25 protein-coding genes and 1 tRNA gene are annotated in these 26294 nt (G+C 38.9%); 9 read left to right on the forward strand and 17 right to left on the reverse strand.

Going from position 1 to position 26294, the window contains the following annotated elements:
• The first annotated feature begins 14 nt into the window (after positions 1 to 14).
• Entirely contained in the window at positions 15 to 2198 is a 2184-nt protein-coding gene (locus tag B3C94_RS04830; RefSeq protein WP_293899852.1) for an alpha-galactosidase, read from the forward strand.
• 103 nt (positions 2199 to 2301) lie between these two features.
• Here the strand turns inward: B3C94_RS04830 and B3C94_RS04835 are convergent, their stop codons facing one another.
• Positions 2302 to 3186 carry an SDR family oxidoreductase gene (locus B3C94_RS04835; protein WP_293899855.1) on the reverse strand — a complete coding sequence of 295 codons (885 nt, stop codon included), beginning with the start codon at positions 3184 to 3186 and terminating at the stop codon, positions 2302 to 2304.
• A gap of 164 nt (positions 3187 to 3350) precedes the next feature.
• On the opposite strand from B3C94_RS04835, the gene B3C94_RS04840 reads away from it, so the two are divergent.
• Positions 3351 to 3818, forward strand: coding sequence for a GNAT family N-acetyltransferase (locus B3C94_RS04840; RefSeq protein ID WP_293899858.1), 468 nt, complete (start codon positions 3351 to 3353; stop codon positions 3816 to 3818).
• Positions 3819 to 3916: 98 nt separating this feature from the next.
• Here B3C94_RS04840 and B3C94_RS04845 read toward each other — a convergent pair whose 3' ends face one another.
• From B3C94_RS04845 to B3C94_RS04870, 6 genes are all read right to left on the reverse strand, one after another.
• On the reverse strand, positions 3917 to 4639 hold the full coding sequence (locus B3C94_RS04845; RefSeq protein WP_293899861.1) for a DUF6090 family protein: 723 nt from the start codon (positions 4637 to 4639) through the stop codon (positions 3917 to 3919).
• 132 nt (positions 4640 to 4771) lie between these two features.
• On the reverse strand, positions 4772 to 5497 hold the full coding sequence (locus B3C94_RS04850; RefSeq protein WP_293899864.1) for a DUF72 domain-containing protein: 726 nt from the start codon (positions 5495 to 5497) through the stop codon (positions 4772 to 4774).
• A 267-nt stretch (positions 5498 to 5764) separates the two neighbouring features.
• Positions 5765 to 6253, reverse strand: coding sequence for a GNAT family N-acetyltransferase (locus B3C94_RS04855; protein WP_293899868.1), 489 nt, complete (start codon positions 6251 to 6253; stop codon positions 5765 to 5767).
• A gap of 239 nt (positions 6254 to 6492) precedes the next feature.
• Positions 6493 to 6852 (reverse strand): response regulator, encoded by a 360-nt coding sequence (locus tag B3C94_RS04860; RefSeq protein ID WP_293899871.1) that lies wholly within the window; start codon positions 6850 to 6852, stop codon positions 6493 to 6495.
• Positions 6853 to 6859: 7 nt separating this feature from the next.
• Complete coding sequence (locus B3C94_RS04865; RefSeq protein WP_293899874.1) at positions 6860 to 8425, reverse strand: PAS domain-containing sensor histidine kinase; 1566 nt, start codon at positions 8423 to 8425, stop codon at positions 6860 to 6862.
• Positions 8426 to 9054: 629 nt separating this feature from the next.
• Positions 9055 to 9142: transfer RNA gene (locus tag B3C94_RS04870), tRNA-Ser, on the reverse strand.
• Between the two features lie 114 nt (positions 9143 to 9256).
• Between B3C94_RS04870 and B3C94_RS04875 the strand changes: the two genes are divergently transcribed.
• A complete protein-coding gene (locus B3C94_RS04875) occupies positions 9257 to 9757 on the forward strand; it encodes a 3-oxoacyl-ACP synthase (protein WP_293899877.1) in 501 nt (166 codons plus the stop codon).
• A gap of 73 nt (positions 9758 to 9830) precedes the next feature.
• A complete protein-coding gene (locus B3C94_RS04880) occupies positions 9831 to 10343 on the forward strand; it encodes a BON domain-containing protein (protein ID WP_293899880.1) in 513 nt (170 codons plus the stop codon).
• Positions 10344 to 10420: 77 nt separating this feature from the next.
• On the opposite strand, the gene B3C94_RS04885 is transcribed toward B3C94_RS04880, so the two are convergent.
• From B3C94_RS04885 to B3C94_RS04910, 6 genes are all read right to left on the reverse strand, one after another.
• Positions 10421 to 11146, reverse strand: a complete 726-nt coding sequence (locus tag B3C94_RS04885) for a tRNA threonylcarbamoyladenosine dehydratase (RefSeq protein WP_293899883.1) — start codon at positions 11144 to 11146, stop codon at positions 10421 to 10423.
• Positions 11147 to 11227: 81 nt separating this feature from the next.
• Positions 11228 to 11893 (reverse strand): TatD family hydrolase, encoded by a 666-nt coding sequence (locus B3C94_RS04890; protein WP_293899886.1) that lies wholly within the window; start codon positions 11891 to 11893, stop codon positions 11228 to 11230.
• A 61-nt stretch (positions 11894 to 11954) separates the two neighbouring features.
• On the reverse strand, positions 11955 to 13241 hold the full coding sequence (locus tag B3C94_RS04895; RefSeq protein ID WP_293899889.1) for an anthranilate synthase component I family protein: 1287 nt from the start codon (positions 13239 to 13241) through the stop codon (positions 11955 to 11957).
• Between the two features lie 3 nt (positions 13242 to 13244).
• Positions 13245 to 14522, reverse strand: coding sequence for an adenylosuccinate synthase (locus tag B3C94_RS04900; RefSeq protein WP_293899892.1), 1278 nt, complete (start codon positions 14520 to 14522; stop codon positions 13245 to 13247).
• A gap of 127 nt (positions 14523 to 14649) precedes the next feature.
• A complete protein-coding gene (locus B3C94_RS04905; protein ID WP_293899895.1) occupies positions 14650 to 15141 on the reverse strand; it encodes a Fur family transcriptional regulator in 492 nt (163 codons plus the stop codon).
• 109 nt (positions 15142 to 15250) lie between these two features.
• Entirely contained in the window at positions 15251 to 17470 is a 2220-nt protein-coding gene (locus B3C94_RS04910; RefSeq protein WP_293899898.1) for a RelA/SpoT family protein, read from the reverse strand.
• Between the two features lie 152 nt (positions 17471 to 17622).
• Between B3C94_RS04910 and B3C94_RS04915 the strand changes: the two genes are divergently transcribed.
• The 3 genes from B3C94_RS04915 to bshB1 all read left to right on the forward strand — a co-directional run bounded on the left by B3C94_RS04915 (position 17623) and on the right by bshB1 (position 19666).
• Entirely contained in the window at positions 17623 to 18255 is a 633-nt protein-coding gene (locus B3C94_RS04915; RefSeq protein ID WP_293899900.1) for a DUF4294 domain-containing protein, read from the forward strand.
• A gap of 20 nt (positions 18256 to 18275) precedes the next feature.
• Positions 18276 to 18767, forward strand: coding sequence for a glutathione peroxidase (locus tag B3C94_RS04920; RefSeq protein WP_293899903.1), 492 nt, complete (start codon positions 18276 to 18278; stop codon positions 18765 to 18767).
• A 167-nt stretch (positions 18768 to 18934) separates the two neighbouring features.
• Positions 18935 to 19666: a bacillithiol biosynthesis deacetylase BshB1 gene (bshB1, locus tag B3C94_RS04925; RefSeq protein WP_293899906.1), complete on the forward strand. Its 732-nt coding sequence runs from the start codon at positions 18935 to 18937 to the stop codon at positions 19664 to 19666.
• A 126-nt stretch (positions 19667 to 19792) separates the two neighbouring features.
• On the opposite strand, the gene B3C94_RS04930 is transcribed toward bshB1, so the two are convergent.
• From B3C94_RS04930 to B3C94_RS04945, 4 genes are read right to left on the reverse strand one after another with little or no spacing between them, the layout of a single operon-like run.
• Positions 19793 to 20602, reverse strand: a complete 810-nt coding sequence (locus B3C94_RS04930; RefSeq protein WP_293899909.1) for a phosphate ABC transporter ATP-binding protein — start codon at positions 20600 to 20602, stop codon at positions 19793 to 19795.
• Positions 20560 to 21411: a PstA family ABC transporter permease gene (locus B3C94_RS04935; RefSeq protein WP_293899912.1), complete on the reverse strand. Its 852-nt coding sequence runs from the start codon at positions 21409 to 21411 to the stop codon at positions 20560 to 20562. The genes B3C94_RS04930 and B3C94_RS04935 overlap by 43 nt, the downstream gene beginning before the upstream one ends.
• Positions 21404 to 22300 carry a phosphate ABC transporter permease subunit PstC gene (gene pstC, locus B3C94_RS04940; protein ID WP_293899914.1) on the reverse strand — a complete coding sequence of 299 codons (897 nt, stop codon included), beginning with the start codon at positions 22298 to 22300 and terminating at the stop codon, positions 21404 to 21406. Before pstC ends, B3C94_RS04935 begins: the two co-directional genes overlap by 8 nt.
• Position 22301: 1 nt before the next feature.
• A complete protein-coding gene (locus B3C94_RS04945) occupies positions 22302 to 23273 on the reverse strand; it encodes a PstS family phosphate ABC transporter substrate-binding protein (RefSeq protein ID WP_293899917.1) in 972 nt (323 codons plus the stop codon).
• Positions 23274 to 23417: 144 nt separating this feature from the next.
• Between B3C94_RS04945 and B3C94_RS04950 the strand changes: the two genes are divergently transcribed.
• Together B3C94_RS04950 and cobA are read left to right on the forward strand one after the other, a co-directional pair.
• A complete protein-coding gene (locus B3C94_RS04950) occupies positions 23418 to 25523 on the forward strand; it encodes a HEPN domain-containing protein (protein ID WP_293899920.1) in 2106 nt (701 codons plus the stop codon).
• A gap of 12 nt (positions 25524 to 25535) precedes the next feature.
• Positions 25536 to 26294, forward strand: a complete 759-nt coding sequence (cobA, locus tag B3C94_RS04955; protein WP_293899923.1) for a uroporphyrinogen-III C-methyltransferase — start codon at positions 25536 to 25538, stop codon at positions 26292 to 26294.

The raw sequence follows: 26294 nt of genomic DNA on the forward strand, positions 1-26294 counted from the left end.
TTCGTCGATAAACCATGAGATTTAAGTTATTTCTATCAGCACATACCCTTGCACTAATCCTTGTAGGCTCAGGCAATGGATTTGCACAGACCAAAGAACCCGAACCGCGTGATTGGATAATGTGTCGATCAGGCGAATATCAAGCACATATTGTCGCTAACGATCAAGATATTATACTTGAAAACGGACTTGTACGTCGCTCGTTTAAAATAAAACAAAATGCTTTTTGCTATGATTTTACAAACCTCGTTACAGGACAGCAGCTTATCCGTGCTGTACAACCTGAAGCACAGCTGCAGCTTAATGGCAAATGGTATAATGTAGGTGGGGTCTATGGCCAAAAAGAACGCGCCTACCTGAGACCAGAATGGATGAATGATTTTACAGCCAGTGATGAAGACTTCATCTTTGTAAACTATGAAGTTCGTGATCTGGATCCACTCTTGAATTGGAAGGGTGAAAAATGGTGGGCCACCAATAAGTCCGCGGCTAAGGGGAAGGTGTTGATATTCAGTTATGCTAGTCCCAAGACATCAGGCCTGTCAGGGATAACTGTAGAAGTTCATTATGCCATTTACGATGATATTCCGCTGATCAGCAAATGGGTAACCGTAAAGAATTATAATAATCAGGAAGTACAGATCAATCAGGTTATCCACGAAAAACTGGCATTGGTCGAGGAAGAAAGCGCTGTAGTCGGTTCTGTTGAAGACATGAAAAAACAGCATGGTTTGTATGTTGAGAGCAACTTTGCTTTTAACAACTCGATGCGCTACCATCTGAGCGATCAGTCATTGCATTGGAAGGCTGACTCTGCCTATACCTCCCAGGTAAATTACGACTACAAAACTCCAGCTATTATGGAAGTATATCCGAAGCTTGGCATAGGTATCAAATTGCAGCCGAAAGATGACTTCGTATCTATTCGTTCTTGGGAACTATTGATGGATAGTTATGACCGTGAACGCAGAGGTCTCGCTATCCGAAAAATGTATCGTACAATTGCGCCATGGACTACGGCTAATCCCATATTTATGCACCTCGTCAGTAAAACAGACGATCAGGTATATACAGCTATTGATCAATGTGCTGCTACTGGATATGAAGCCCTTATATTAAGCTTTGGAAGCCACGTCAATATGGAGGATACCACAGCGGCAAACCTTTCAAATCTCAAAAAAATAGCTGATTATGCCCATCATAGAAACGTTAAAATTGGTGCTTACTCCTTGTTCAGTTCACGTAAAATAAGTGAAGCTGACGATGTGATTAACCCCAAGACAGGTAAAACAGGTGGTGCCTTCTTTGGGAATGCGCCATGTTTTGGTTCTGTATGGGGAATAGGCTACACAAAACGTATTAAAACATTCTTTGAAAAAACTGGTTTTGATATCTGGGAAAATGATGGTCCTTTTCCGGGTGATCAATGTGCCTCGACCAGTCATCCCGGTCACCATGGCCTTGAAGACAGTCAATGGGTACAATTTAATATGCAAAAAGAACTTTATCACTGGCTCAATGCTCGTGGAGTTTATATAAATTCGCCGGATTGGTATTTTCTGGACGGTTCGAACAAGACGGGGTTGGGGTATCGTGAGGTGAATTTTTCACTTCCTCGTGAAAACCAGCGCATACTCAACCGTCAGAATATCTTCGATGCACTTTGGGAGGAGAATCCATCGATGGCATGGGGCTTTGTGCCGTTAACAGCCTATCAAGGTGGAGGCAAAGACGCTGTATTAGAGCCGCTCCATGCACATAGGGAAGACTACAAGCAACTCATGATGCAATATTACGGTGCTGGAGTCCAAGCCTGTTACCGAGGTCCGCGTCTGTACGACAGCGAAAAAACCAAAGAGACTGTTATTGATGTTATTCAATGGTATAAAAAATATCGGACGATCCTAAACTCAGACCTGATCCATCTTCGTCGGGCCGACGGGAGGGACTGGGATGGCTTTTTACATGTTAACGCAACTGAAACAGGATTCAAAGGGCTTGGTATGCTATTCAATCCATTGAAAACCGCGATTACGCGAACGATAAAACTTCCATTGTACTACACAGGATTAACCGGTCGAGCTAAAATAGACTTTGATGATAAATCGACCAAAGAAGTATCCCTAGATCGTGAATCAAAAGCAACGCTAAGCATTACTATCCCAGCAGAAAGTTATCGCTGGTTTACAGTAGAATAAACGAAATATTGAAGGCTTATACCTTATTTTTTTTTATTATAACGCACTAGCTGTAAATATCTCACAGATAGTGCGTTAAAAAATATATTATACTCCCCTTAAATTATATAGCAATTTTACCTCCGGTTATAGCCAATGTAGCGCCGGCTATATAGCTGCTCTCTTCGGAAGCTAAGAAGACATAGGCTGGCGCAATTTCTGCGGGTTGGGCTGGTCTTTTAATTGGGCTGTCCTTACCAAAATTCTCCGGTTCAGGCATTGTCGAAGGAATTAGAGGCGTCCATACAGGGCCCGGTGCTACAGCATTCACGCGAATACCTTTGTCTTGTTCGAGGAGCATTTGCGCAAGATTAGCCGTAAAGTTCTGAATTGCGCCTTTGGTGGCAGCATAGTCTAATAGAACGGCATTAGGATGGTAGGAGTTGACAGATGCTGTATTAATAATGGAACTTCCCGGCAGCATATGCGGGACTGCTGCTTTCGACAAATAGAACATACTCCGAATATTTGTTTCAAAAGCACAATCCCACTCCGCTGCAGTAAGCTCATCCAAGGTCTTGTGTGCCATTTGGTAAGCCGCGTTATTCACCAAAATATCTAGACCTCCAAGTTCATATATCGCACTATCAATCAATTTATTACAATATTTTTCATCGCGAAGATCTCCCTTAGATAGAATCGCTTTACGACCTTCCTTTTTTATTAGGCGTATTGTTTCATTAGCATCTTCATCTTCAATGTCGTAGCCGTAACTGATGACCAAATCGGCACCTTCGCGTGCATAAGCGATTGCTATTGCACGGCCTATACCCGAATCTGCTCCTGTAATAATAGCTTTTGCGCCATTCAATTTACCATGACCGATATAGCTTTCTTCACCATGATCAGCTTTTGGTTTCATTTCAGATTCCGTTCCAGGAACTTCCTGCTTCTGCTTTGGAAATGGCGGTACAGGATATTTCGAGTGTGGATTTTTAAACTGTCTCATATTTTCTATTTTTGTTGAAATATTGTTATCTGCTGAACAGCCCTTAAGATGGAATCGTTCATAAAAATTCAAATCATCAAGTAGCATGTTCAATTGATAGATTGCAATAATCAGATATGGAGTGTAATATTTAAGTAACCTTATTGTAACTGGAAATTTTAAGTATGGGAACAATCATCAGACAGGCGCAGGAAAGTGAAGTCGATGCATTAATCGAATTTGAACAGGGCATTGTTGAAGCAGAGCGACCTTTTGACAATACATTGAGAGAAGGTCAAATTCATTATTATGATCTCTTAGAACTGATCAAGTCCGAGGAAGCAGAAGTCCTCGTTGCAGTTGTTGAAGATCAACTTGTCGGATCAGGGTATGCTAAGTTATTGGATGCTAAACCTTATCAGAAATATAAAAAGTATGCCTATCTAGGTTTTATGTATGTTAAACCGACATACCGAGGTCAAGGCGTTAACAAATTAATTCTAGAGAGATTGATAAGCTGGGCCAAAGAAAGAAATATCTCGGAAGTTAGGCTACAGGTTTATGATGAGAATACCATCGCAAAAAATGCTTATCGCAAAGTTGGATTTAAGCCCAATTTATTGGAGATGCGGATGGAAATCGACGGCCAATGAGAAAACAGCATTAAGCATATGAGAAAAAAGAGCCCATTTAAAAATGGGCTCTTTTTTCTAAAAGCGTACTGCGCTGCTCTTATTGACAGTTGTTTTCATTAACTATTATGTTCTATTTCCTCAATAATTTCTTTGGCTGATTTGATTACTTTTTCATTTAGTTGAATAACCATATCTGCCTGAGAAGCAGCATTCATAAGAATTCCCTTTACTTTTGGGGAAGCATTAATTGCTCTGTACATTATGTCAGGATTTGCATTCGCATTTGGCACTGCTACCAATTCATCCGCAAGCTTAAAAACGAGAGAATTGTAGTATGTCTGCCAGTCGTCTTTTGCTGGAACTGTTGTTTGATAATATTCCAAAATTCCTGTTTTTAATTTCCGATCCTTGATTAGACCAATTTTCCCACTGGAGCGAAATCCTTCATAATTTCCAGTATTTCTGATTTTGAAAATAGGATTGAGATTCATCTTGATACGATCAATTAGATTAACTTTAGCCAGGCTGTCAATTTTTTGCTGATTTAGATTTCCATAAAATTTACAGCCTTCAGACGTATATGCAAGATATGAATTCTGTTTCTCTAAATCTTTGACATCTTTTTCTAGATCAACTTTAAGGTCTTCCAAAAATTCTTTTACTTCTTGTTGCTCATGTCGATGTTCACTCCAACCATGAAGCCAGATGGATAAGGATACCGCAAAAACAATAATAAAAATCTCTATGGAAATTTCTTTCAATTTTTCACCAAGACTATGTTTTGGCTCTTTCGCAGTTTTGTAAATTTTCTTTGTATGCTTAATAATTTCGTCTTGCATTTTACAGCTTTAAGTTAATATAGAGGTGATTTTGTCAAATATTGGTGCTAACACACAAATATGCAAAAGTTTGGCAAAACACACAAATTAATAACTTGCCAATTATAAGTTTTAGAATAAAAATTGACAAGTTTACCATAACAAACTGAGCAATGTCAATGCATTTTTTGTAGCAAAGGCGTTTTGGTCATTATCGAAAAAGAGATACACATCTTTTCCTTCTGTCTGCCAAGCGAGGCAATTCTCTGCCCACTTAGTTAGCGCGGACTTTGAGTAACTCCCTTCGTACTTATCATCGGGCCCATGTAAACGTATATAGACAAAGTCAGAAGTTATAATAGACGGACTTTGATATCCCGCTAAATTATAAATGCAATAAGCACATCTGTATTGTTCCAACAAGTTATATATCTCCGAAGTATTCCAACTGTGGTCCCTAAATTCGAAAGTGAAACGAACAGTTCGCGGCAATAATTGTAAAAAATCTCGCAATCTCTCCGCATTTACTTTCCATCGAGGGGGTAACTGGAACAGAACAGGACCCAATTTGCTTTTTAAGCACTTAGCATGATCCAGGAAATCATCGATACTCTTTCCATTGACTTTAAGCTTTTTCATATGGCTAATGAATCGACTTCCCTTTATGGCAAAAATGAAATCATCTGGAAGTTCCTTTCGCCAATTTTCAAAGGTTTCCTTTGTTGGTAATTTATAAAAAGAATTATTAATTTCAACAGTCGAAAACATATTTGCTAAATATGCGAGCTGTTCGGATTGTTTGATATCTTTTGGATAAAAATCCTTCCAATGTTTATAATGCCAACCTGACGTACCGATATATATCTTTCCCGCTTTCATTTCAATCTTTTTTATAAAAGGACATCAACTAATTGCATTTAGTTCACAATAGTGAACTGATATACTGCATGTTAATAACTGAAACAAACTTTTGCTCGCAAAAAAACTAAAAACTCATCAATATAAGTAAACGCCATTTAAACATAGCTATCAATTTAGTATATTTCAAATAGCCTCTTTTAGAACTTATTTTGGAGGGCCATTTTTGCATGAGTTTTTTGTTATTATTCTGTAACAGGTAATGGATACCTCATTCAAACTATTAGCCTAACTGTCCAGTCTATAAATAAATTCTTCAATTTCAGTTTGCCGTGCATTTGCAAAACCACGGTCTGTACCTATTTTAACAAAGCCGCAATTTTCCAATACTTTTTGAGAGCCTATGTTGTCAAAAGCTACACGCCCATAAATAGGACGGGTTGTTTCAAGCGAAAGAAAGTAGTTGAGTGCTCTTGTCGCAATACCCCGTCCCCAGAATTTTCGATCAATCCAATAGGTGATTTCGGCATCTTCTCCAATTAAAAACTTCGCTATACTTCCAACAATGGTACCATCAACTAGAATTGTTTGGTTGTTGATGCTTGGCTCAGTAAGAAATCTACCATATTTCTCAAGAAAAGCCTCCTTGTCTGAAGAGCTGGTTGAAGTAAAAGCGGCGAGATGATTTGCTTCTTCATCCAGTTGAAATTGATAATGTGTCTCTAAGTCAGTAAATATTGTCGGTCTAAGAGTAAGTTGAAAGTTAAGATTATCCATGCTTTTGTATATTTTGGCAATAACCGAATATACTGATAAATACCCGATCATACACTATTAAGCTCCTCCAAAAACTATAAATCTATCTCCCCGCTGATTTTCTAAAGCAAGTTAAAAGATTCCTTTATAGAACTTTTCTTCCCACAAAAAAATAGAGGATCATAGTTTATTTTAAACTGGCATCATATGCTAAATATAATTAATAAAAATATTTTGATAGAATTGGTTAGAGCATGAAATTATTGTGGAGGTTCCTTGTTAATTATTCGATCAATATTTAATTTAATATCATCGAGATCAAAAGGTTTGGCAATAAAACCATCTGCTCCCATAGCACTGGCTACTGCTGCACCATCCACGCTAGCGGAAAGCACAATGATGGGTAAAGCGCTCAGCATATCGCTTTCGCGGATAATTCTTATCGCCTGATCTCCGGAAAGCAAAGGCATCCACAGATCGAGAAGCAGTAAGTCGGGCGAATGAAGTGTTATCTGCTCAACGAGCTTAATACTATTAGCTACAGTAAAAACAACGTACCCCTCTAATTCTAAATATAGTTCGAGCACTTCAAGTATTCCCTCATCGTCGTCACAAATCATTATTCGTTTAGTCTCCATGTATTTCATTTTTTTGCATAATAGGTAATGTAAAATTGAATGTAGCACCTTCACCGACCTCACTTTCCACCCATAAGGTGCCTTGATGATTGCTAATAATCTCGTGGGATACGTAAAGACCGATGCCCAAGCCTGGAAATTTCTTCTGTATATGACTTGCTCTATAAAATCGTTCAAAAATTTTCTGTTTATCGTGGTAGTTGATGCCCATACCGTAGTCCCGTATGGATACCTTTACAAAGTTGGCCACTATGCTGATGCTCACTTCGACTTTATTATGCTCGGGTGAGTACTTGATCGCATTGGATAATAAATTATTGACAACCTGAATAATTTGTGCTTCGTCACCTTCAACAATTGCTTCGCTGCTTCCTATTAGGCATATGTTATGATCCGGAGTAGCATAGCTGATACTTTCGATGGCTTCCCGTATCACTCTGTCTATATCAATTGGTTCCATATGAAGTTCAATATTGCCAGACTGAATTTTGGACGTATCTAATAATCGTGTAATCAAAAGATTAAGACGATCGATGTAAGAAGACATTTTATCTAGTGTGCTAACAAACTTTGTATTGTGGTGTTCCGTACCGATTCGCTGTAAAATCTGCACAAGCCCTTTGATCGTCGTAAGTGGTGTTTTCAATTCATGACTCGCTATTGATAAGAAGTCGTCCTTCCTTCTATCTAACTCTTTTTTTTCCGTAATGTCTTCGATGGCGATGAGTATACGGTCTTTATAATGTCCTTCAAATTCTATACGGTAAGCATTGAGTAGCATAACTTTCCGGCCAATATGTGGAAACACATGATCTACTTCATAATCCACAACAGGGTTATTTGTCGGAAGTATGTCCGTCAGAAGCTCTCTAAGCGTAGCAATATCCCATTGATGATTTCCTAATTCAAAGAGGGGTGTTCCAACAGTTTCTTCGGAAGACACTTTAAAAGAATTAAGAAAATGTTTATTTGCACTCAATACAATATAATTGGCATCTAGTACAACAAGGCTTTCTCTTACAGTTTCAATTATACTCGATAGGAACACTTCTTTGTCTCGCAGCTCTTTGGTACGCTGCTGTATTTTTAATTCTACAGAGTTTTTTTCTTCCCGAAGTTCGTGCTCCGACTTCTTACGTGCAGAAATATCATTCTGAACCCCAATAAAATGTGTCACAAAACCCTCATCATTTTTTACTGGAGAGATAAAGAGTTCATTCCAAAAAAAAGTACCATCTTTTCGGTAGTTACGAATTTCTATCTTGCATTCCTCTCCACGAGAAATGCTTTCCTTCAACAATTGGCGTTCAGGCTGAGAACGATCTTGCCCTTGTAAAAAACGGCAATTATGGCCAATAATCTCATTGTGCGAATAGCCACTAATTGTTTCGAACGCTTTGTTACAATAAATAATAGGGTTGTCAAATTGTGTATTGTCAGTGATAATAATACCTGAATAAGCAGAATTTAATGCTTTGAGATACAGATCAAGGTCATTGCTTTTACGATGGAGGTATTGCTTTAACTGCGCTATATTTGAATCGTTTTTTGTCATATTGAAGTGATATATCACATTTTAGTATTCTACAAAGTAATTTTTAATTTATAGATGAAATACAAATTATATGCCTTTAATGCCTCTACCCGTATAAATAGCGGATAATTCAAGTATTTATCCAAATTATTGAAGCAATAGGGGGAAGGCTGGATTGCAAAATAAAGCAGCATTGATAACTATTTTTCAAATCGTATATTAACTCACATCAGTGACTTTTTGCAGTAGTGATTAAATTTGATCTTTTAACAGAGCTTGTTCAGTGATCATTCAATATAAATTGTATAATAAATGACTGATCACTGTCCAAAAAATTGGTTTAAAATTGTTATTAGATATAAGCTGGTAGTAAGATGTATTAGTTTTAATATTTATCTTGCTTATTATAATCGCGCAATTATACAAAACATCACAGGGATTAGCGTGTTTTTAAAAATTTTGGTAAAGCATTCAAAAACGAAAAGCAGACAATTTTGAGTAAATTAAAGGATTTTTGATGATAAAAAAAACTTCTCAGCGGAAAGGTAGGGATTTGAACCTTACAGGTCAAAGCTGCATCCAGTGCGTATTTTATGCTAAAAACAAAAATGCCAGGAATAGCGATTATTCGTGGCATTTGTATCATTTAGCGGAAAGGGAGGGATTCGAACCCTCGATACAGTCATCCCGTATACAGTCTTTCCAGGACTGCTCATTCGACCACTCTGACACCTTTCCGTGTTTCAGTGCACAAATGTAGCAATTTTCTAATGCATTGCAAGCCCCATTTAATATTTTCCTAGCGGATTTATTATATCCTATTGAGATTAAGCTTATTGCTTTTATTTTTTTATGAATAAAACTTATTCCTTATTTTTCAGGATGACAAATAGCAATTTCGATTTAAAAAAGGAAGTACTTGAAATGGCCTTAAAACGGACACAGGAACGAATCGACATGATAGAATCAGCGTTGGAAACAGCGCAGGATTCAAGTAACGATGACACAAAAAGTAGTGCTGGTGACAAATACGAGACTTCTCGCGAAATGATCCAACAGGATATCAATCGTTTCCAGAAGCAACTATTAGAGGCCAATAAAGATCTTCAGCAACTTATCAGTATAGAATCGACCATAGACGATAGACCAGAATTTGTCAGATCGGGAAGCCTTGTCCGGACAACTACGGGGCTATACCTAATCGCAACAAGTATTGGTGCATTAAAGATTAGGGACAATAGTATCTTCGTCATTTCTCCTGCATCCCCAATAGGTCAGCTGCTTATAGGAAAAGAAATAGGAGATAGTTTTACATTCAACAAAATAACTCAGCAAATAACTGAAATTCAATAGCGGCCTGAAAACGGAAAAATTAAACAATATTTTAATCTATCTGTTCTTATTTAGTATAGAAAAGAAAGAGGATATGAAATTAAATAGTTTATTTTTAATGTTTTCGTTAGGTGTCTTACCATTTGTTCATTCATGCAGGTCGCCTGAATCGGATGACCAGCTTAAGTCAAAAATTCGGGACGCATTAAAGACTACGGCGGGAATAGAAGTGGATGTGGAAGAAGGTAACGTAACTTTGGACGGACAGATCGGCTCAGACTCACTTAAACAAGAAATTGAAGATAAAACAAGAACGGTAGGAGGAGAGGATATCAAATCTATTCACAACAATATCGTTGTTAATCTTCCAGAACCCGAGGATGCCCGTGAAAAATATCATGAAATCTTGAGTGGTGCTATAGATTCTACTTTGACAAGGGACGTAAACCTTGTTCTTGAAGATTTTCCAACCATAACAGCACAGGTTAAGGAGGGAATTATCATTGCGACGGGTAACCTTGAAAAATCAAAAATAGATACGCTAAAAAAAAGGTTAGCACATATCAAACCTAAAGGAATTGACATGAAAGGCGTCACGAGTAAATAGCGAAAATAAAAAGAAACTTCCGATCCAAAGGAAAGGAAGCTTCTTTTATTTGTTCATATGTTTATTTAATACCTAAGTTAAGCATTTTCGATCAAATCTCGTATAGCAACCGATGCTATTGCTCCACCAAATGCTGCCGGTAGGTAAGACATGGTCCCATAGGCGGACTTTTTAAAATTACTTCCGTCTGTATATAACAATGAATTCTTGTCTGGCAATTCTGTGGAAAATGCTACTTTAACACCATCACGAATACCATGTTTACGTAATTTCTTACGAATGTGCTGTGCCAGTTTACAATTGTAGGATTTACCGATATCTGCAATCTGGATCTTTGTTGGGTCCACTTTACCGCCGGCCCCCATGGAACTTACAAATGGAATATTAGCCTCCAGCGCTCTTCGAATAAAGAATAGTTTGGGCGTGATGCTATCAATAGCTTCTACACAATAATCCGGAGCAAGATCTAACAAAGCTGGTATTTTTTCTGGTATGATAAAGTCTTGTATAACTGTTAAATCAAGTTCAGGATTGATCGCTAATAGTCTTTCCCGCATAATCTCTGCTTTTGCTTCGCCGTGATTGGTCGCCAAAGCAGGTAGTTGTCTATTTCGATTGGAAGGATCTACGGTATCTCCATCAATGATAGTCATTTTACCAACACCTGCTCGGCATATAAATTCCGCAGCAAAAGAACCAACTCCACCTAAACCTAAGACCATTACATGTGAATTTGCTAATTTTTCCACTGCCGTTCTACCGATCAATGCTTCGGTACGCGACAGCCAACTTAAATCTTTCATCTATTCAAATTTATTTTCTTCCTGTGATGAAATTATCAGATTTATTTGCTCAGTATCGCGACTAAATAAATCCAGGTGATTTCATTTATTAAATACATTCCTATAATTCTGGTAAAGAATCTCTTTTAGCTCCTCTAGTTCAAGAGATCTGATCTGTGCCACGTATTGATAGAGCGTGGTGATCTCCACTGTAACATCTATATCGGTCTCCAGAAACAAATGCGCGAGCGGAATATTTTTCAAGAGCTCATCCTGGCTTCCATTTAAACAATGTACACCTATAGATAAATAGTAACCTTCGTCTATTAGCTGTTTAGCTAAAATCCCATTCTTACGATAACCATGAAAAACAACAGCTCCTTCAAACTTCATGCTCTTTAAACTATCGACAGTTTCCTGAAAAGCGCGAACACAGTGAATAATCAAGGGCTTCCGATAAGTCTGAGCCAGCTGAACCTGTCGGTCAAAGACAGACTTTTGATCGGAGAGGGGAATGGCGATATTTTTGTCCAAGCCACATTCACCTATAGCCAAAACTTGCGCTCGATTTAATTCATTGGCCATTAATCGCAATTCGTCCTCAGAATTCCCATCGATAAACCATGGATGTAAACCTATGGAGCAATCCGCTTCAGTGATTGCCTCAGAATGGTTCAAGGCAACATTCTTAAGAAAAAGAATTCCAAGCTCTTTGACCGGATAATTCCGATGAGTATGTAGATCGATATAAGGAGTCTGTGCTGCCAACGGGACAAAGGTCGAAAAAATACTTGATGCAAAAAATATTCTCTACAAAATTAGTATAGTTTTATGATCCCAAACTTGCATCCAAGGCTTCAAGGATCGCAGAAGCTTTCAAGAGACATTCTTGATACTCCTGATCTGCAGCTGCCTGATTGGTAACTGCTCCACCTGTATGAAAGGAAAGGTACTGTTTTTCTTTATTGTAAAGCAATGAGCGAATAACCACGTTAAAATCAAATTCATCGTGTACACTGTCAAAATATCCTATAGATCCGGCGTAGATACCTCGCTTTCGGCCTTCAAGCTGATCGCAGATTTGCATAGCTGCGATTTTGGGAGCTCCTGTCATCGAACCTGCGGGAAAGGTATTTCTAAATATATCCACATTGGAAATTTTCGGATCCTGCATACAGGTAACAGTAGAGATCATCTGATGCACCTGCTCAAAAGATTGAATTTCAAAAAGATGGGTAGCCTCAACCGTACCAGGCAAAGCGCTCCTTGTCAAATCATTCCGAACCAAATCAACAATCATCACATTTTCGGCGATCTCTTTTTTTGACTTCAGCATCTCCGCTATAATTTGCTGGTCTTCTACTGAATTTGCTCCCCTTTTAGCTGTCCCTTTAATCGGCTGAGAAATGAGCTTCTCTTGTCTTTTCGCTAAAAACCGCTCTGGTGAGGCACTTATGATAAAATGATGCCCGATTTTGAAGAATGAACTAAATGGTGTAGGCGATATGGTATTTAGCCTATGATAAACTTCGACAGGAGTGATATCTGCGCCCTCAGCAAAAAATTCTTGGCAAAGGTTGACTTCATAAATATCTCCACGCTGAATATGAGCTTGTACATTTTCAAACGCTTTAACATATTCACTCTTTGTCCAACGCGATTGAACTTGCACGGAAATTGGGGCTGTTGCAGGAATCTTAGTATTTAAGATAGCTTGATAGATTTTAACAGGATCTTCGGCTTCTATATGTACTTGATCATCTGTCCATCGAAGTATAATGGCTGGTACAAAGAAATAGGCTTCCGGAAATCCAAGCTGATCCTTGCCTGTTGTTTGTAATTCTTCTATCTCATTCTTGAGGTCGTAGGATAAGAATCCAGGAATAAACGGAAGCTGATGTAATTTCAAAAATGCATCAAGCTGGTCAAATACATTTTCCTCTGCACGAAAAGAGTATAAAGCTTTTACTGCTAATATACGTTCAAATTTCCCCCATTGATCGGACATCCCATTGCTATTAAAGAAAGAAATTTCATCAAATTGCCCTGACCAATGCAGGGCTTTTTGATGAAATTTATCTTTAGAATCGAGAAGATCAAAACTTTCGATCCGCATAGTTTATTTTGATAAAGCTAATGTTTGTTTACGATCAGGACCCACCGATAAGATCGTGATAGGCACTTCGAGAGCTTTCTCTAAATAAGAAATATAATTTTTTAATGCTTCAGGTATTTCTCCTTCGGATGTTATACCTGTCAAATCTTGCTTCCAGCCTTCAATTTCTTCTAAAATAGGCTCAGCTTGGTGTGTGATGATTTCATAAGGCATATAATCAATCACTTCACCATTGTACTTATAGTGTGTACACGCATAAATTTTATCGAAAGTATCCAATACGTCTGCCTTCATCATAATCAGGTCAGTCACACCATTTAACATAATGGCATATTTCAACGCCGGAATATCAATCCAACCTGTACGACGAGCACGACCAGTAGTCGCTCCAAATTCATGACCTAATTGACGCAATTTCTCACCCGTTTCATCATGAAGTTCAGTAGGGAAGGGACCACCACCCACACGAGTGGCATATGCCTTAAAGATACCATATACCTTGCCTATTTTATTCGGAGCAATACCAAGGCCTGTACAAGCACCCGCTGTTGTAGTGTTCGATGAAGTAACAAACGGATATGAACCAAAATCAACATCTAAAAGTGTACCTTGTGCACCCTCCGCTAACACGCGCTTGCCTTCTTTGAGATATTGATTAACCAAATGCTCTGAATCCACATGCGGGATAGACTTAATGAATTCGATAGCATCTAAGAATGCTTTCTCTTTTTCACTGAAATCAGGAATTTCCCCATAGTGCGAAAGAATGCTAAGGTGCTTTTCCTTCAATTTTTGGTAACGCTCTTGAAAATCTGGAAGAGTGGTATCACCTATACGTAAACCATTTCTTCCTGTTTTATCCATATAAGTAGGACCGATACCTTTTAAGGTAGACCCGATTTTTCCTGCTCCCATTTTTGATTCGGAAGCGGCATCCAATAATTGGTGTGTTGGCAGAATAAGGTGTGCTTTACGCGCCAAGACCAAATTGCCTTTACCCACCGGATCAAAACCAGCTGCCTTCAGATTGTCTAATTCTCTTTTTAAGATAATTGGATCGATAACGACGCCATTACCAATAAGATTTAGCGTACCTTCATTGAAGATACCAGATGGAATTGTGTTGAGTACGAATTTCTTGTTATCGAATTCCAACGTGTGTCCGGCGTTAGGGCCGCCTTGGAAACGAGCGATTAAATCGTATTTTGGACAAAATACGTCTACGATTTTACCTTTACCCTCGTCACCCCATTGTAAGCCCAAAAGCACATCAACTTGCATAGCTTTTAAAGTATAGTAATTAAAATGTTATTAATAAAATAGACTCTATCTAAAAATAAAATGTTCAGGAATTTTCCCCCTGAACATTCCTGAACAAATGTACTATTATATTTAAGAAAATATAAGATTAATTTGAAATAGCTTCATGAGCTATGGTCTCTTCCTTTTTGTTCTTAATTTGGCAATCTTGGCATACACCGTACAAATTGAGTGAGTGGTGCTTAATGTCAAATTTTAAAAGATCACCCATCAGACTCTGAATTTGATTGATACGTGGGTCGCAGAATTCAACGACCTTATTACATTCAATACAGATCACGTGATCGTGTTGTTTGAAACCATAAGATTTCTCAAATTGTGCCATGTTCCTTCCAAACTGGTGTTTTGTAACCAAGTCACATGACACCAAAAGTTCTAGAGTATTATAAACTGTAGCACGACTAACACGATATTTCTTGTTCTTCATATGGATATACAAAGACTCAACATCAAAGTGATCAGTACGGGAATAAATCTCTTCCAAAATCGCATAGCGTTCTGGTGTTTTTCTTAGATTTTTATTTTCTAAGTAGGCTTCGAAGATTTTTTTTACAGTTGCAAAATTTTCAGCTTGATTCATAGTAAAAATATTCTTGTACAAATTTACCAATTAAGATTGATATTTCCTCTATTAAAATAGGACGCAGGAGCAGTCGCTCTAGCAGAATCATCAATCCAAACATTGACTATTAATTTTCCGATTCGTATCGATTGACTCCTGTTATTCCTCTGACTTGCTTTAAATTTTTCATTAAACTTTCAAGTTGTGCAGTATCATTCACATAGACCATAATATTACCGTCAAAAATACCTTCGTTGCTTGAAATGGCCAACGACCGAATGTTGACAGCAAATTCTTGTGAAATAACCGTTGTAATCTTATTAACTAATCCAACATCATCTATGCCAACAATGTGTAAACCTGTCAAAAATGCAGAATCTTTTGTTGAAGCCCAGCGTGCCTTTAAAATTCTATAACCATAATTAGCCATCAATTTGGATGCATTTGGACAACTCGTACGGTGGATTTTTATGCCATCATTAACAGTTAAAAAGCCAAAAACATCATCACCAGGGATTGGGTTGCAACATGGCGCTAAGGTATAATCGACTTTCTGCATGTCGTCACCAATCAAGATCGTATCGAATTCCTTCTTATTGATCTTTTCGACCAAACCGCCAATATGGGTATTGAATTGATTTCCGGATGAGGAACTTGTATTAATTTCAACCGCTTTTTCATGCGCCACATACTCTCTTAACTGCCTGATGTCAACAACTCCCTTAGCAACATTATAGAAAAGATCCTGAGAACTGGGATATTTCAAAAAGTTGGCAATTTTATTAATATTATCCGTATTATATGTGACTTTTAGGGATTTCAACTTCCGTTCCAAAATCTCCTTTCCATCCTCTGCCACTCTTCTTTTTTCCTCTTTTAAAGAAGATCTAATTTTGGATTTGGCTTTTGCAGTCACCACAAAATTTAACCAATCTTCTTTAGGAGATTGTTTGCTCGAAGTAATAATCTCTACCTGATCTCCATTTTGTAAAATATGACTCAAAGGAACAAGCTTGTGATTTACTTTAGCTCCAATACAGCTAGCGCCAATATCGGAGTGTATTTCAAACGCAAAATCCAAAGCGGTAGCACTATTTGGCAACTGAATCAAAGTTCCCTTCGGGGTGAATATAAAAATCTCATCGGAAAACAGATTCATTTTAAAATCATCCACAAAATCCATTGCGTTCTGGTCCGGACTACTCAATACATCGCGTATTTTCTTAATCCATTGGTCCAGACCCGAATCAGAATTTGATTCTTTGTACTTCCAATGCGCCGCAAAACCTTTTTCAGCAATCTCATTCATACGTTTGGTCCGAATCTGAACTTCTACCCATTGTCCTTTTGGCCCCATTACTGTGGTATGCAATGATTCATAGCCATTTCCTTTAGGAGAGGAGATCCAATCCCGCAAACGGTCTGGGTTAGGACGATACAGATCTGTCACAATAGAATAGACTTTCCAGCATTCTGTCTTTTCCTTTTCATCAACAGCGTCTATGACGATACGAATTGCAAAAAGATCATAAACTTCCTCAAAAGGAATAGACTTCTTCCGCATCTTATTCCAAATAGAATGGATAGATTTTGGCCGCCCAAATACAGAGGCCATAATACCTTGTTCCTCCAAAATCTCTTTAATAGGACCGATAAAGTCACCAATAAACCGCTCACGCTCCGCTTTCTTCTCATTCAGTTTTCGCGCGATGAATTTATAAGTATCCGGATCGGTGTATTTCATCGAAAGATCTTCCAATTCGGATTTAATGGCATAAAGTCCCAGGCGATGCGCTAAAGGTGCATACAGATAACTAGTTTCGGAGGCGATCTTTAGCTGCTTGTCTCTCGCCATGAACTCCATAGTACGCATATTATGCAGCCTATCAGCCAATTTGATTAGAATTACACGGACGTCATCGGCAAGCGTGAGCAGCATTTTTCTAAAGTTCTCAGCCTGCATGGAACTATTGGGGTCAAAAATCCCTGAAATCTTGGTAAGCCCATCGATGATACGGCGAACTTTTTTACCAAACATTTCTTCAATTTCATCCAGCGTAACATTGGTATCCTCAACTACATCATGGAGTAAGGCACATACAATTGACGTTGTTCCTAAACCAATTTCTTCGGCAGCAATCTGGGCAACAGCAATCGGGTGATAGATATAAGGCTCCCCTGATTTGCGACGCATTTCTTTATGACTATCCAACGCTAAATCAAATGCCTTTCGGATCTCTTGCTTGTCTCCACGTTGTAAAGTAGGTTTACAAGCGCGTAACAATGCACGGTAACGTTTCCTTATCTCTTTGTTTTCTGCTTCAATATCAATCACATAATCTTTCATAAACGTTGCAGGTAAATGATGTTTTTTGAGTAAATTTGTGTAATTTAGTTAATGTATTCTTGAATACTATTTTCAAGCTAACTTATTTTGTAATAAATCTACCAAAATATTATAGCATTGACAAATTAAAAAAGCGTTATATAATTGCCCAGATGAAGACAATTTTATTTTGTTTGCTTTTTCTCACAGGGACTTTGTCCGGTTGGGCACAGTCTCAATCGCTCACCCTCCCTTTGTATGGAGAAGGGGCACAGGAGACTGTAAACAGTTATATGACAACAACCCTGGAAAGCGGGGAGATTTTACCATGGTTTCCCATTCCAGAAGTCATTGTTGTAGCTAAACGGACCTGGTCGAGCGAAGAAGCACGAAGAGAGTATCTCCGCTTTAGAAGAAATGTCCTCAAGGTTCTACCTTATGCAATATACGCGCAAAAAAGATATGACCAGCTTGATCGGGATCTCGCTTTGACTTCAGACAAAAAAGAACAGAAAGTATTAGTAGAGAAATGTGAAAGCGATGTAAAGCAAATGTTTGATCGGGAAATCAAAAATATGACCATTTCACAAGGTAAAATACTCATCAAATTGATCGACCGTTATACAGGACATACAGGCTACGAAATGGTCAAGGAAATGAAGGGTGGGATTTCTGCTTTTTTCTACCAAGGTGTTGCTAAAATTTTCGGGCACAATCTAAAGTCAACTTATGACCCAAGAGAAGACTTTGCCATTGAAAATATCATTCGGGAATTCGAAAAGTCGAGACCTCAACCTGTCATGTAGCCAACTAAAACATAAAATAGATGAAAACAGTTTATGACTTTGATGCGCTTCAGTTTAATGGCAAACAAAAATCACTCGCTGATTTTGAAGGAAAAGTGTTATTAATCGTCAATACTGCCAGTCAATGCCTTTTTACGAGACAGTTTAAATCGCTCGAAAAACTCTATCAAAAATACAGAGACAAAGGATTTGAAATTTTAGCTTTCCCAGCCAACAATTTCCGGAATCAGGAGCCGTTAACAGGCAGTACATTAGAAACATTCTGCCGGATCAATCAACAGGTGAGTTTCCCTATTTTCAAACGCAGTCATGTTATTGGTGAATACACAACCCCTCTTTATAGCTTTCTTTCAAACAAAGAAAAAAATGGACGCATCAACAGTAAGCCGTCCTGGAATTTCCACAAATACCTGATAAACAAAAAAGGTGAAGTGATTGATTTCTATTATCCGACTACTTCGCCATTATCACGTAAAATTTGCCGCAATATTGAGCGTCTATTAGAAGAGTAAACCATAAACTACTTACCTTTGCCGCGGCTCCGCAGTGCAAACGTCATTCGTATATCGAATTGCCGACAATATCATTTCGAAATAGAGACAATATAACACCCGACTATTTCAAAAGGATAAAGTAAGACAATTTGCCCAAAAAGTGGAGGGTCAATAAAAGATATTATATGTTAAAATTAGATCTATTAATCATTGCTGTACATCCTGACGACGCTGAATTAGGCGCTGGCGGAGTAATGGCAAAATACGTTGCTGAAGGAAAAAAAGTAGGAATTGTTGATTTGACGCAAGGTGAACTGGGTACCCGCGGCACAGCCGAAACAAGAGCACAGGAAGCAAAGGATGCTGCTGAGATTCTTGGCTTAGCTGCAAGGGAAAACCTTGGCTTAAGAGATGGTTTTTTTGAAAATGCAGAAAAAGAGAAAATGGCAGTGATACGCGCGATCCGAAAGTATCAACCAGAAATTGTGATTACAAACGCCATTACTGACCGGCATCCAGACCACGGAAGAGCTGGACAAATGGTCAATGAAGCCTGCTTTCTTTCAGGCTTGCGAAAAGTGGAAACATTTGACCAAAACAATCTTCCTCAAGAGGCCTACCGCCCTCGATTAGTACTACAATTTGTACAGGACTATTATATCAAACCAGATGTTGTTATTGACATAACAGACTATTACCACATCAAAGAAAAATCTGTTTTAGCTTATAAAACCCAATTTTACACTGGAGAAAATATAAATCCCGACGAACCGCAGACTTATATCTCCAATCCCGATTTCATGGAATCCACCGCGGCTAGAGCGCGTGAATTTGGACGTTACATCCAAGCAAAATATGCTGAAGGATTTACATCAAAGAAAATAATTGGAGTAGATGATTTATTCCATTTAAAGTAAAAACGATTCGGAAATATTCACCCGATAAAATCAGGCTATAACTATATTTTTAACTAAGTAAAGTTATAGCCTGAATCAAGATGGCAGAATGCAACCTTCTGACCAAAGAATAATCAGCTTCCTTGCTTAGGATATAAATCCTTTTACATACTGTTTAGTGATTTCATTTTGTGGGTTTAATAGAACCTGTTCCGTTGGACCAAACTCAAGTATTTCCCCGCCATAAACAAAAAGAATATAATCGGACACCCGTCTTGCCTGCCGCAATATATGTGTCACCAAAACGATGGTGTAATCTTTTTTTAATTCAATCAATAACTCCTCAATTTTAGCTGTAGACAATGGATCCAAAGCCGATGTCGATTCATCGCCAAGTATAATCTCTGGCTCTACAGCCAAGCCTCTAGCCAGGCAAAGTCTTTGCTGCTGACCGATGGACAAACCGCTAGCAGAATGCCCTAGACGATCTTTTACTTCATCCCACAACGCTACATTCCGTAGCTGTTTTTCGACAATCTTATCCAGCTCTTTCTTGCTTCGAGTACCGTGTATACGTGGACCATAGGCTACATTGTCATAGATAGACATGGGTAGTGGATACGGTTTCTGTGATAAGAGTCCCATTTTCTTGCGGATATGTGTCACTTCAGCATTCTTGCCATAGATATCCTCGCCATTCACTAGCACTGACCCTGTTATCTCAACACCTTTGGTATCATCCACCAAGCGGTTGAGCGTCTTTAAAAGCGTTGTCTTTCCACAACCCGAAGGACCAATAATAGATGTTACGCTATTATTGGGCAAAGCGAGATTGATATTTTTGAGTATATGCCGTCCATCGATATAAACGTTAAGATCCTTAATTTCGATATGCGGATCAGTAAGCGTATTTATTATCGACGATTCTTTTGTTTCGATTGAAGGATATGTGTGCATACTACAATAATTAAAATAATGATTGTTAAAACTAAAGCCGACGCATAGGCACGCCCCTGAACTTCAGGAATAGGGCTACTTAATTGAAAAAATATGGCCAAAGGCAGTGTCGCCGCTGGTTCATCGATATATTTTGGAAGATTATCACTAAAACCTGTTGTCAATAAGACGCCTGCCACATCGCCAATAGCCCGACCAAAGGCGAGCAAAATAGCGGTGAGTAAACCGGTACGTACACTTCTTAACATCACCTTAGCCAGTTCCCAACGAGTAGTTCCAAGCGAAAGCGTCACATTCTTTAGATCTTCGGGAATTGTTTTGATCAGTTCATCCACGGTCCGCACGACAATGGGAACAGTAAGCAAGGTTACTGTGATAATTCCTCCCAATAAGGAGGCACGAATGCCCAAATACACCATGATCCCAAAACCAACGGCACCATAAACAATAGAAGGAACACCATAAAGTACGTCAAAAAGCAGCTTTGAGAATTGTGTAACCCTAGATTTTGAACCCAAATACACATTAAGATAAAGGGAAATGGGTATCCCGATGAAAGCGGAAAGCGCAGTTGCTACGCCAGCCAGATATAATGAACCGAGTATAGCATTCAAAATACCACCTTCCTTGCCAATATAAAATCCACCCTTAGGCAGCTGGCTGACCATCTCCCAACTGAGATAGGGAAGCCCCTTATACAAAATAGTTCCAACAATAAAAAAAAGGGAGGCAGTTACGGTAATCCCCGAGAGATGCATAAAACCCTTAGCTACTTTTTCGCCCAGTAAGCGTCTTTTTGTATTATCCATGCTGATCTCCTTCCAGTCGTCTCAATATCAGACGAGAAATTAAATTAAAAACAAATATGATGACAAAAAGCAATAATGCCGAAAACATCAAAGCGGACTCATAGAGCGGAATTGACATCATTTCGCCAAAATTATTCGCAATCAAGGCCGGAATAGGATACCCAGCATCAAATACCGAGGTGGGTACTTTTGCAACATTTCCACAAACCATCAACACGGCTATTGTTTCACCAAATGCCCTAGAGGTCGACAAGACAATTGCAGCGACAATTCCCGGCCGTGCTTTTTTCAAAATAACATGTTTAATGGTGTCCCACTTTGTTGCACCCAAAGATAACGAAGCCGCTTTTAGCTCATAAGGTATTGTTTGAAGCACTTCAACCATAATGGAAATCATGATTGGGAAGATCATCACGGCTAGCACAATACCACCAGCAAGTACGGAATACCCTGAGGTTACAGCCCCAAAAATAGGAGCAATGTACAGCTGAATCAATGGAACTATGAACAATACCCCCCAAACACCATAGAGCACTGGTGGTATAGCAGCCAAAATATTGACCAAAGGAAGCATCATATTTTTTAAAGCATCGGAAGCATATTCAGTCAGATAAACTGCCGTTAATACACAGAGTGGAATTGCAATGACAAGTGAAATCAAAGTGACTGCTAGCGTCCCTGCAATAAAAGGTAAAAAACCAAATGAGCCTTTCATCGGCGACCATACTTTATCAGTCAGCAATTGAAAGATATTGCTATATTCAAATAGTGGAATTGACTTGATAGTTAGGCCGACCGCGATGATCACCACCACGGAGAGAGAGATCAGCAGCAGAAGCAAAGTGGATCTCTTCACCAGCGCATCTTTAACGAGACGGGTATTTAGCATACTACAACTTATTACGTTCTTCTTTTATCAATATTTCATTTAACGGCACATAACCGTTTTCAAGGAGCTGTGATTGTGCCTGTTTTTGAAGCACAAATGAAATAAACTCCTTCAATAGCAGTGACTCTGTCTTATGACGCGTCACAAAGGTCAGCTCTCTGGAGGGTGGAGCAGGATACCTGCCTGCTGCAACTGCCTCCGTTAATTCAGATAAGGTATGGTAAAACTGTTCTTCATTTTCAATCTGGCCATTTTTATTCAGATCTAATGGAACCACATCAATACGATCAAATACCTTATTTGTTTTTAGATTATAGACATAATTAATATTGTTGAAGCCAATACCATGAATATCATCTTTAATTGCCTGCGCTATCCCAGGATCACCAAAAATTCCAATACCCTGCAAATCTTCCTGCTTATGACCAAAAAATTTAGCCCAGGTCTCCGCTGCTCCGGCTGCATCAGAACGGACATATACATTGATCGGGTCGGCTGTGAATCGAGGGTCAATTTGTTTCCAGGTTTTGAATTTTTGACTGATAAAAATATCGGACAGTTCTTCACGGCTTAGACCACGTTTCAAAATCGCCTGATAGTTGGGGTTTCCTGGGTTGATTGTACAGATCACAGCATCCTTTGCAACAATTATTGGAACAGCCCCTTTTTTTATTTCCTGTTCATGAAGATCCCTCGAAACCATCCCAATATCGACCATGCCTGTAAGTACGTCGGCAATTCCTTTACCCGCTCCACCAGCTGATATATTGAACCGAACATTGGGGTGTACTTTTTTGAAGTCTTCACTCCATACAACTGCTAGAGGATAAAGTGCAAATGCCCCAGATAAAGAAATATTACCTTCAAAACCACGTTCTTTACTGTAGCCATTCTTAACTTTAGGCGCACAGGAACTTATTTCAAATACGATTATAAAGCTTAAAATCAAGACTATAAAACACTTTCTCATCATTACACCTATTAGTCTACAGGTTTTGTATATTAAAATTTACATGGCAAATATATATTAATTTGGTAGATATTATAGAATATTGAAAAAATATTTTTACATTTGACTCGAGAAAAGAATACCAAATCAATAGATTTTATTTGTTTTATGCAAAGTTTCCGCACAGAATTAGAAAACCCAATCGTGGAAAGGGAAATTATCGAACTTGAAAAAAAGATTCGATTATTCCATGAGGGCAAGATCGCCGACGAGAAATTTAGATCGTTGCGCTTAGCCAGGGGAGTATATGGACAAAGACAACCTGGAGTTCAGATGGTTCGTATAAAGCTTCCATTTGGGAAGGTTACGTTTAAGCAATTGATTAAAATTGCTGCGATATCGGATGAATATGCAAGCCGTAACCTGCATCTTACAACACGTCAAGATATACAGATCCATTATGTTAGCTTGGACCGTACACCAGAACTTTGGTCCAAATTGGCCGAAGATGACATCACATTACGTGAGGCTTGTGGCAATACAGTGCGCAACGTGACAGCGTCACCAACTTCGGGTATTGATCCCAAGGAACCTTTTGATGTATCTCCATACGCACAGGCTACATTTGAATATTTCCTACGTAATCCAGTCTGTGCAGAAATGGGCAGAAAATTCAAAATGTCTTTCTCGGCTAGTGATGAAGATACAGCGTTCTCATATATTCACGACCTGGGCTTTATCCCAAAAATTAAAATAATCGATGGTTTCGAAACCCGCGGCTTCAAAGTTCTGCTGGGAGGAGGATTAGGATCTCAGCCTTTCCTGGCGTCCGTTACGAGTGAGTTTTTACACGAAGACGAGCTTATCCCTTATATAGAAGCTACACTCCGGGTATTTGATCGCTATGGCGAGCGAAATAACAGAAACAAGGCGCGCTTCAAATACCTTATCCAAAAATTAGGCTTAGAGCAGGTTTTGAGCTTAATTGAATCCGAAAAAATTGCCACGAAAGTAAAGACTTTCCCTATTGACCGAAGCAAAATCGAACAACCTTTAGCCCCGGACGATAGCGAGGTATCAAGCATCGATTTGGATAGTGACCTAAACTATCAGGTTTGGAAAAGCACCAATACTTTTGCACAGAAACAAGAAGGATATTACGGAGTTTATGTAAGAGTGTCCACAGGTGATATCGGTACTGACAAGGCACGCGCATTGGTAACAGGGCTAAAAAACCTGGTAGCTGACGACATTCGCATTACGCAAAATCAAAGCCTGCTATTGAAATATGCGACAGAAAAATCTCTGCCACATATTTATCAGCTGCTGAAATCACTGGATCTTGCAGAAGTAGGCTTTGACAGTACAGCAGATGTAACAACCTGCCCTGGCACAGACACCTGTAATCTAGGTATTTCAAATAGCACGGAAATGGCTCGTGTTATTGAGTCTTACATCGCCGAATTCCATCAGGATTTCGTATTTAATAGAGATCTGAAAATTAAAATCTCTGGCTGCATGAATTCTTGTGGTCAGCACGGTTTAGCACATATCGGTTTTCACGGCAGTTCTGTCAAAGCAGAAGGCAAAGTAGTCCCTGCAGCACAAGTTATGCTGGGAGGTGGAACTATAGGAAATGGCGAAGGCCGTGTTGCCGAACGCATTATCAAAGTTCCAACAAAAAGGGTTTTGCATGTCGTTGAATGGGTACTGAACGATTACAAGAAAAATGCGGAAGAGAATGAAAATTTTCATGCTTACTATGATAGACAAGGAAAGAATTACTTCTACAATCTTTTAAAACCACTTTCGGATCTGACCAATCTTGCTGAGGACGAGTTTGTGGACTGGGGTCATGAAGGAACATTTCAGACAGCTATTGGCGTGGGAGAATGTGCGGGAGTCGTGATCGACTTAGTCGCAACATTAATTTATGAGGCGGATGAAAAATTGCAATGGGCAAATGAGACATTCCAGGAATCTAAATTCTCCGATGCTATCTATCACGGATATAATGCCTTTGTACAAGCAGCAAAAGCATTATTACTAGATAAGGGAGTTAGCGCAAGTACACAAAATACGGTTATCAATGAATTCCAAGCCCATTTTGTGGAAACAGGTGAATATAGTTTTGATCAGGCGTTTCCAGAACTGGTCTTACAGATCAGCAAAAATGAACCAAACGAACACTTTGCAGCTACCTATATTCAGGAAGCAACAAAGTTTATCAATGCGGTTTATCAACGTAAAAATTTAAAACCAGTATTGGTATAGGGAGAGAATTGTATGTCAATAAAAGCGAAAGTAACCTTAGTTGGAGCAGGACCGGGAGATCCTGAACTGATCAGCCTTAAAGGGATAAAAGCGATAGAAAAAGCGGACGTTATTTTATATGACGCGCTCGTAAATGAAGAATTGCTAGATTATGCAGCGCCTGATTGCATCAAGATATATGTTGGAAAACGCGCCGAACAGCTCTCAACTTCCCAGGACGAAATCAATCGCCTACTGGTGGATTATGCACTAAATTACGGGCATGTTGTCCGTCTCAAAGGAGGTGATCCATTTGTCTTTGGCCGCGGCGGAGAAGAAATTGATTATGTACATCAATATGGTATAGAAACAAGTGTTGTGCCAGGTATTTCCTCTGCTATTGGACTGACTGGATTGCAGCAGCTACCATTAACTTATCGCGGTATCAGTGAAAGTTTTTGGGTGATTACGGGCTCCAGATCGGACGGTTCGCTATCCAAAGACCTTTATTTAGCCGCTGAGTCCAAAGCTACCGTTGTTGTACTGATGGGCTATGGAAAGTTAGCTGAAATCGTGAACATTTATCGCGAAAGAAACCTGCATAATTTACCAATTGCTTTAATTCAAAATGGTTCTCTACCGAACGAAAAAGTCGTTTTCGCCACCATAGAAAGCATTTTGGATGAATCTACGGAGAAAAGAGTAGGGGTGCCCGCAATTATTGTAATCGGTGAAGTGGTGGCAAAACATCGCTTATTTCAGGAAATTAAAGAAAAAGCTCTAACCTTATAG

The sequence above is a fragment of the Sphingobacterium sp. UBA5670 genome, from assembly GCF_002420705.1.
Classification (GTDB): domain Bacteria; phylum Bacteroidota; class Bacteroidia; order Sphingobacteriales; family Sphingobacteriaceae; genus Sphingobacterium.

Coding starts and splice junctions, on each gene's coding strand:
- B3C94_RS04930 (WP_293899909.1), bottom strand. CDS start 20,602: ATGCACACATATCCTTCAATCGAAACAAAAGAATCGTCGATAATAAAT.
- B3C94_RS04840 (WP_293899858.1), top strand. CDS start 3,351: ATGGGAACAATCATCAGACAGGCGCAGGAAAGTGAAGTCGATGCATTA.
- B3C94_RS04915 (WP_293899900.1), top strand. CDS start 17,623: ATGAAGACAATTTTATTTTGTTTGCTTTTTCTCACAGGGACTTTGTCC.
- B3C94_RS04895 (WP_293899889.1), bottom strand. CDS start 13,241: ATGCGGATCGAAAGTTTTGATCTTCTCGATTCTAAAGATAAATTTCAT.
- B3C94_RS04935 (WP_293899912.1), bottom strand. CDS start 21,411: ATGGATAATACAAAAAGACGCTTACTGGGCGAAAAAGTAGCTAAGGGT.
- cobA (WP_293899923.1), top strand. CDS start 25,536: ATGTCAATAAAAGCGAAAGTAACCTTAGTTGGAGCAGGACCGGGAGAT.
- B3C94_RS04950 (WP_293899920.1), top strand. CDS start 23,418: ATGCAAAGTTTCCGCACAGAATTAGAAAACCCAATCGTGGAAAGGGAA.
- B3C94_RS04900 (WP_293899892.1), bottom strand. CDS start 14,522: ATGCAAGTTGATGTGCTTTTGGGCTTACAATGGGGTGACGAGGGTAAA.
- B3C94_RS04835 (WP_293899855.1), bottom strand. CDS start 3,186: ATGAGACAGTTTAAAAATCCACACTCGAAATATCCTGTACCGCCATTT.
- B3C94_RS04845 (WP_293899861.1), bottom strand. CDS start 4,639: ATGCAAGACGAAATTATTAAGCATACAAAGAAAATTTACAAAACTGCG.
- B3C94_RS04850 (WP_293899864.1), bottom strand. CDS start 5,497: ATGAAAGCGGGAAAGATATATATCGGTACGTCAGGTTGGCATTATAAA.
- B3C94_RS04885 (WP_293899883.1), bottom strand. CDS start 11,146: ATGAAAGATTTAAGTTGGCTGTCGCGTACCGAAGCATTGATCGGTAGA.
- B3C94_RS04905 (WP_293899895.1), bottom strand. CDS start 15,141: ATGAATCAAGCTGAAAATTTTGCAACTGTAAAAAAAATCTTCGAAGCC.
- pstC (WP_293899914.1), bottom strand. CDS start 22,300: ATGCTAAATACCCGTCTCGTTAAAGATGCGCTGGTGAAGAGATCCACT.
- B3C94_RS04830 (WP_293899852.1), top strand. CDS start 15: ATGAGATTTAAGTTATTTCTATCAGCACATACCCTTGCACTAATCCTT.
- B3C94_RS04875 (WP_293899877.1), top strand. CDS start 9,257: ATGAATAAAACTTATTCCTTATTTTTCAGGATGACAAATAGCAATTTC.
- B3C94_RS04910 (WP_293899898.1), bottom strand. CDS start 17,470: ATGAAAGATTATGTGATTGATATTGAAGCAGAAAACAAAGAGATAAGG.
- B3C94_RS04865 (WP_293899874.1), bottom strand. CDS start 8,425: ATGACAAAAAACGATTCAAATATAGCGCAGTTAAAGCAATACCTCCAT.
- B3C94_RS04860 (WP_293899871.1), bottom strand. CDS start 6,852: ATGATTTGTGACGACGATGAGGGAATACTTGAAGTGCTCGAACTATAT.
- B3C94_RS04855 (WP_293899868.1), bottom strand. CDS start 6,253: ATGGATAATCTTAACTTTCAACTTACTCTTAGACCGACAATATTTACT.
- bshB1 (WP_293899906.1), top strand. CDS start 18,935: ATGTTAAAATTAGATCTATTAATCATTGCTGTACATCCTGACGACGCT.
- B3C94_RS04945 (WP_293899917.1), bottom strand. CDS start 23,273: ATGATGAGAAAGTGTTTTATAGTCTTGATTTTAAGCTTTATAATCGTA.
- B3C94_RS04880 (WP_293899880.1), top strand. CDS start 9,831: ATGAAATTAAATAGTTTATTTTTAATGTTTTCGTTAGGTGTCTTACCA.
- B3C94_RS04920 (WP_293899903.1), top strand. CDS start 18,276: ATGAAAACAGTTTATGACTTTGATGCGCTTCAGTTTAATGGCAAACAA.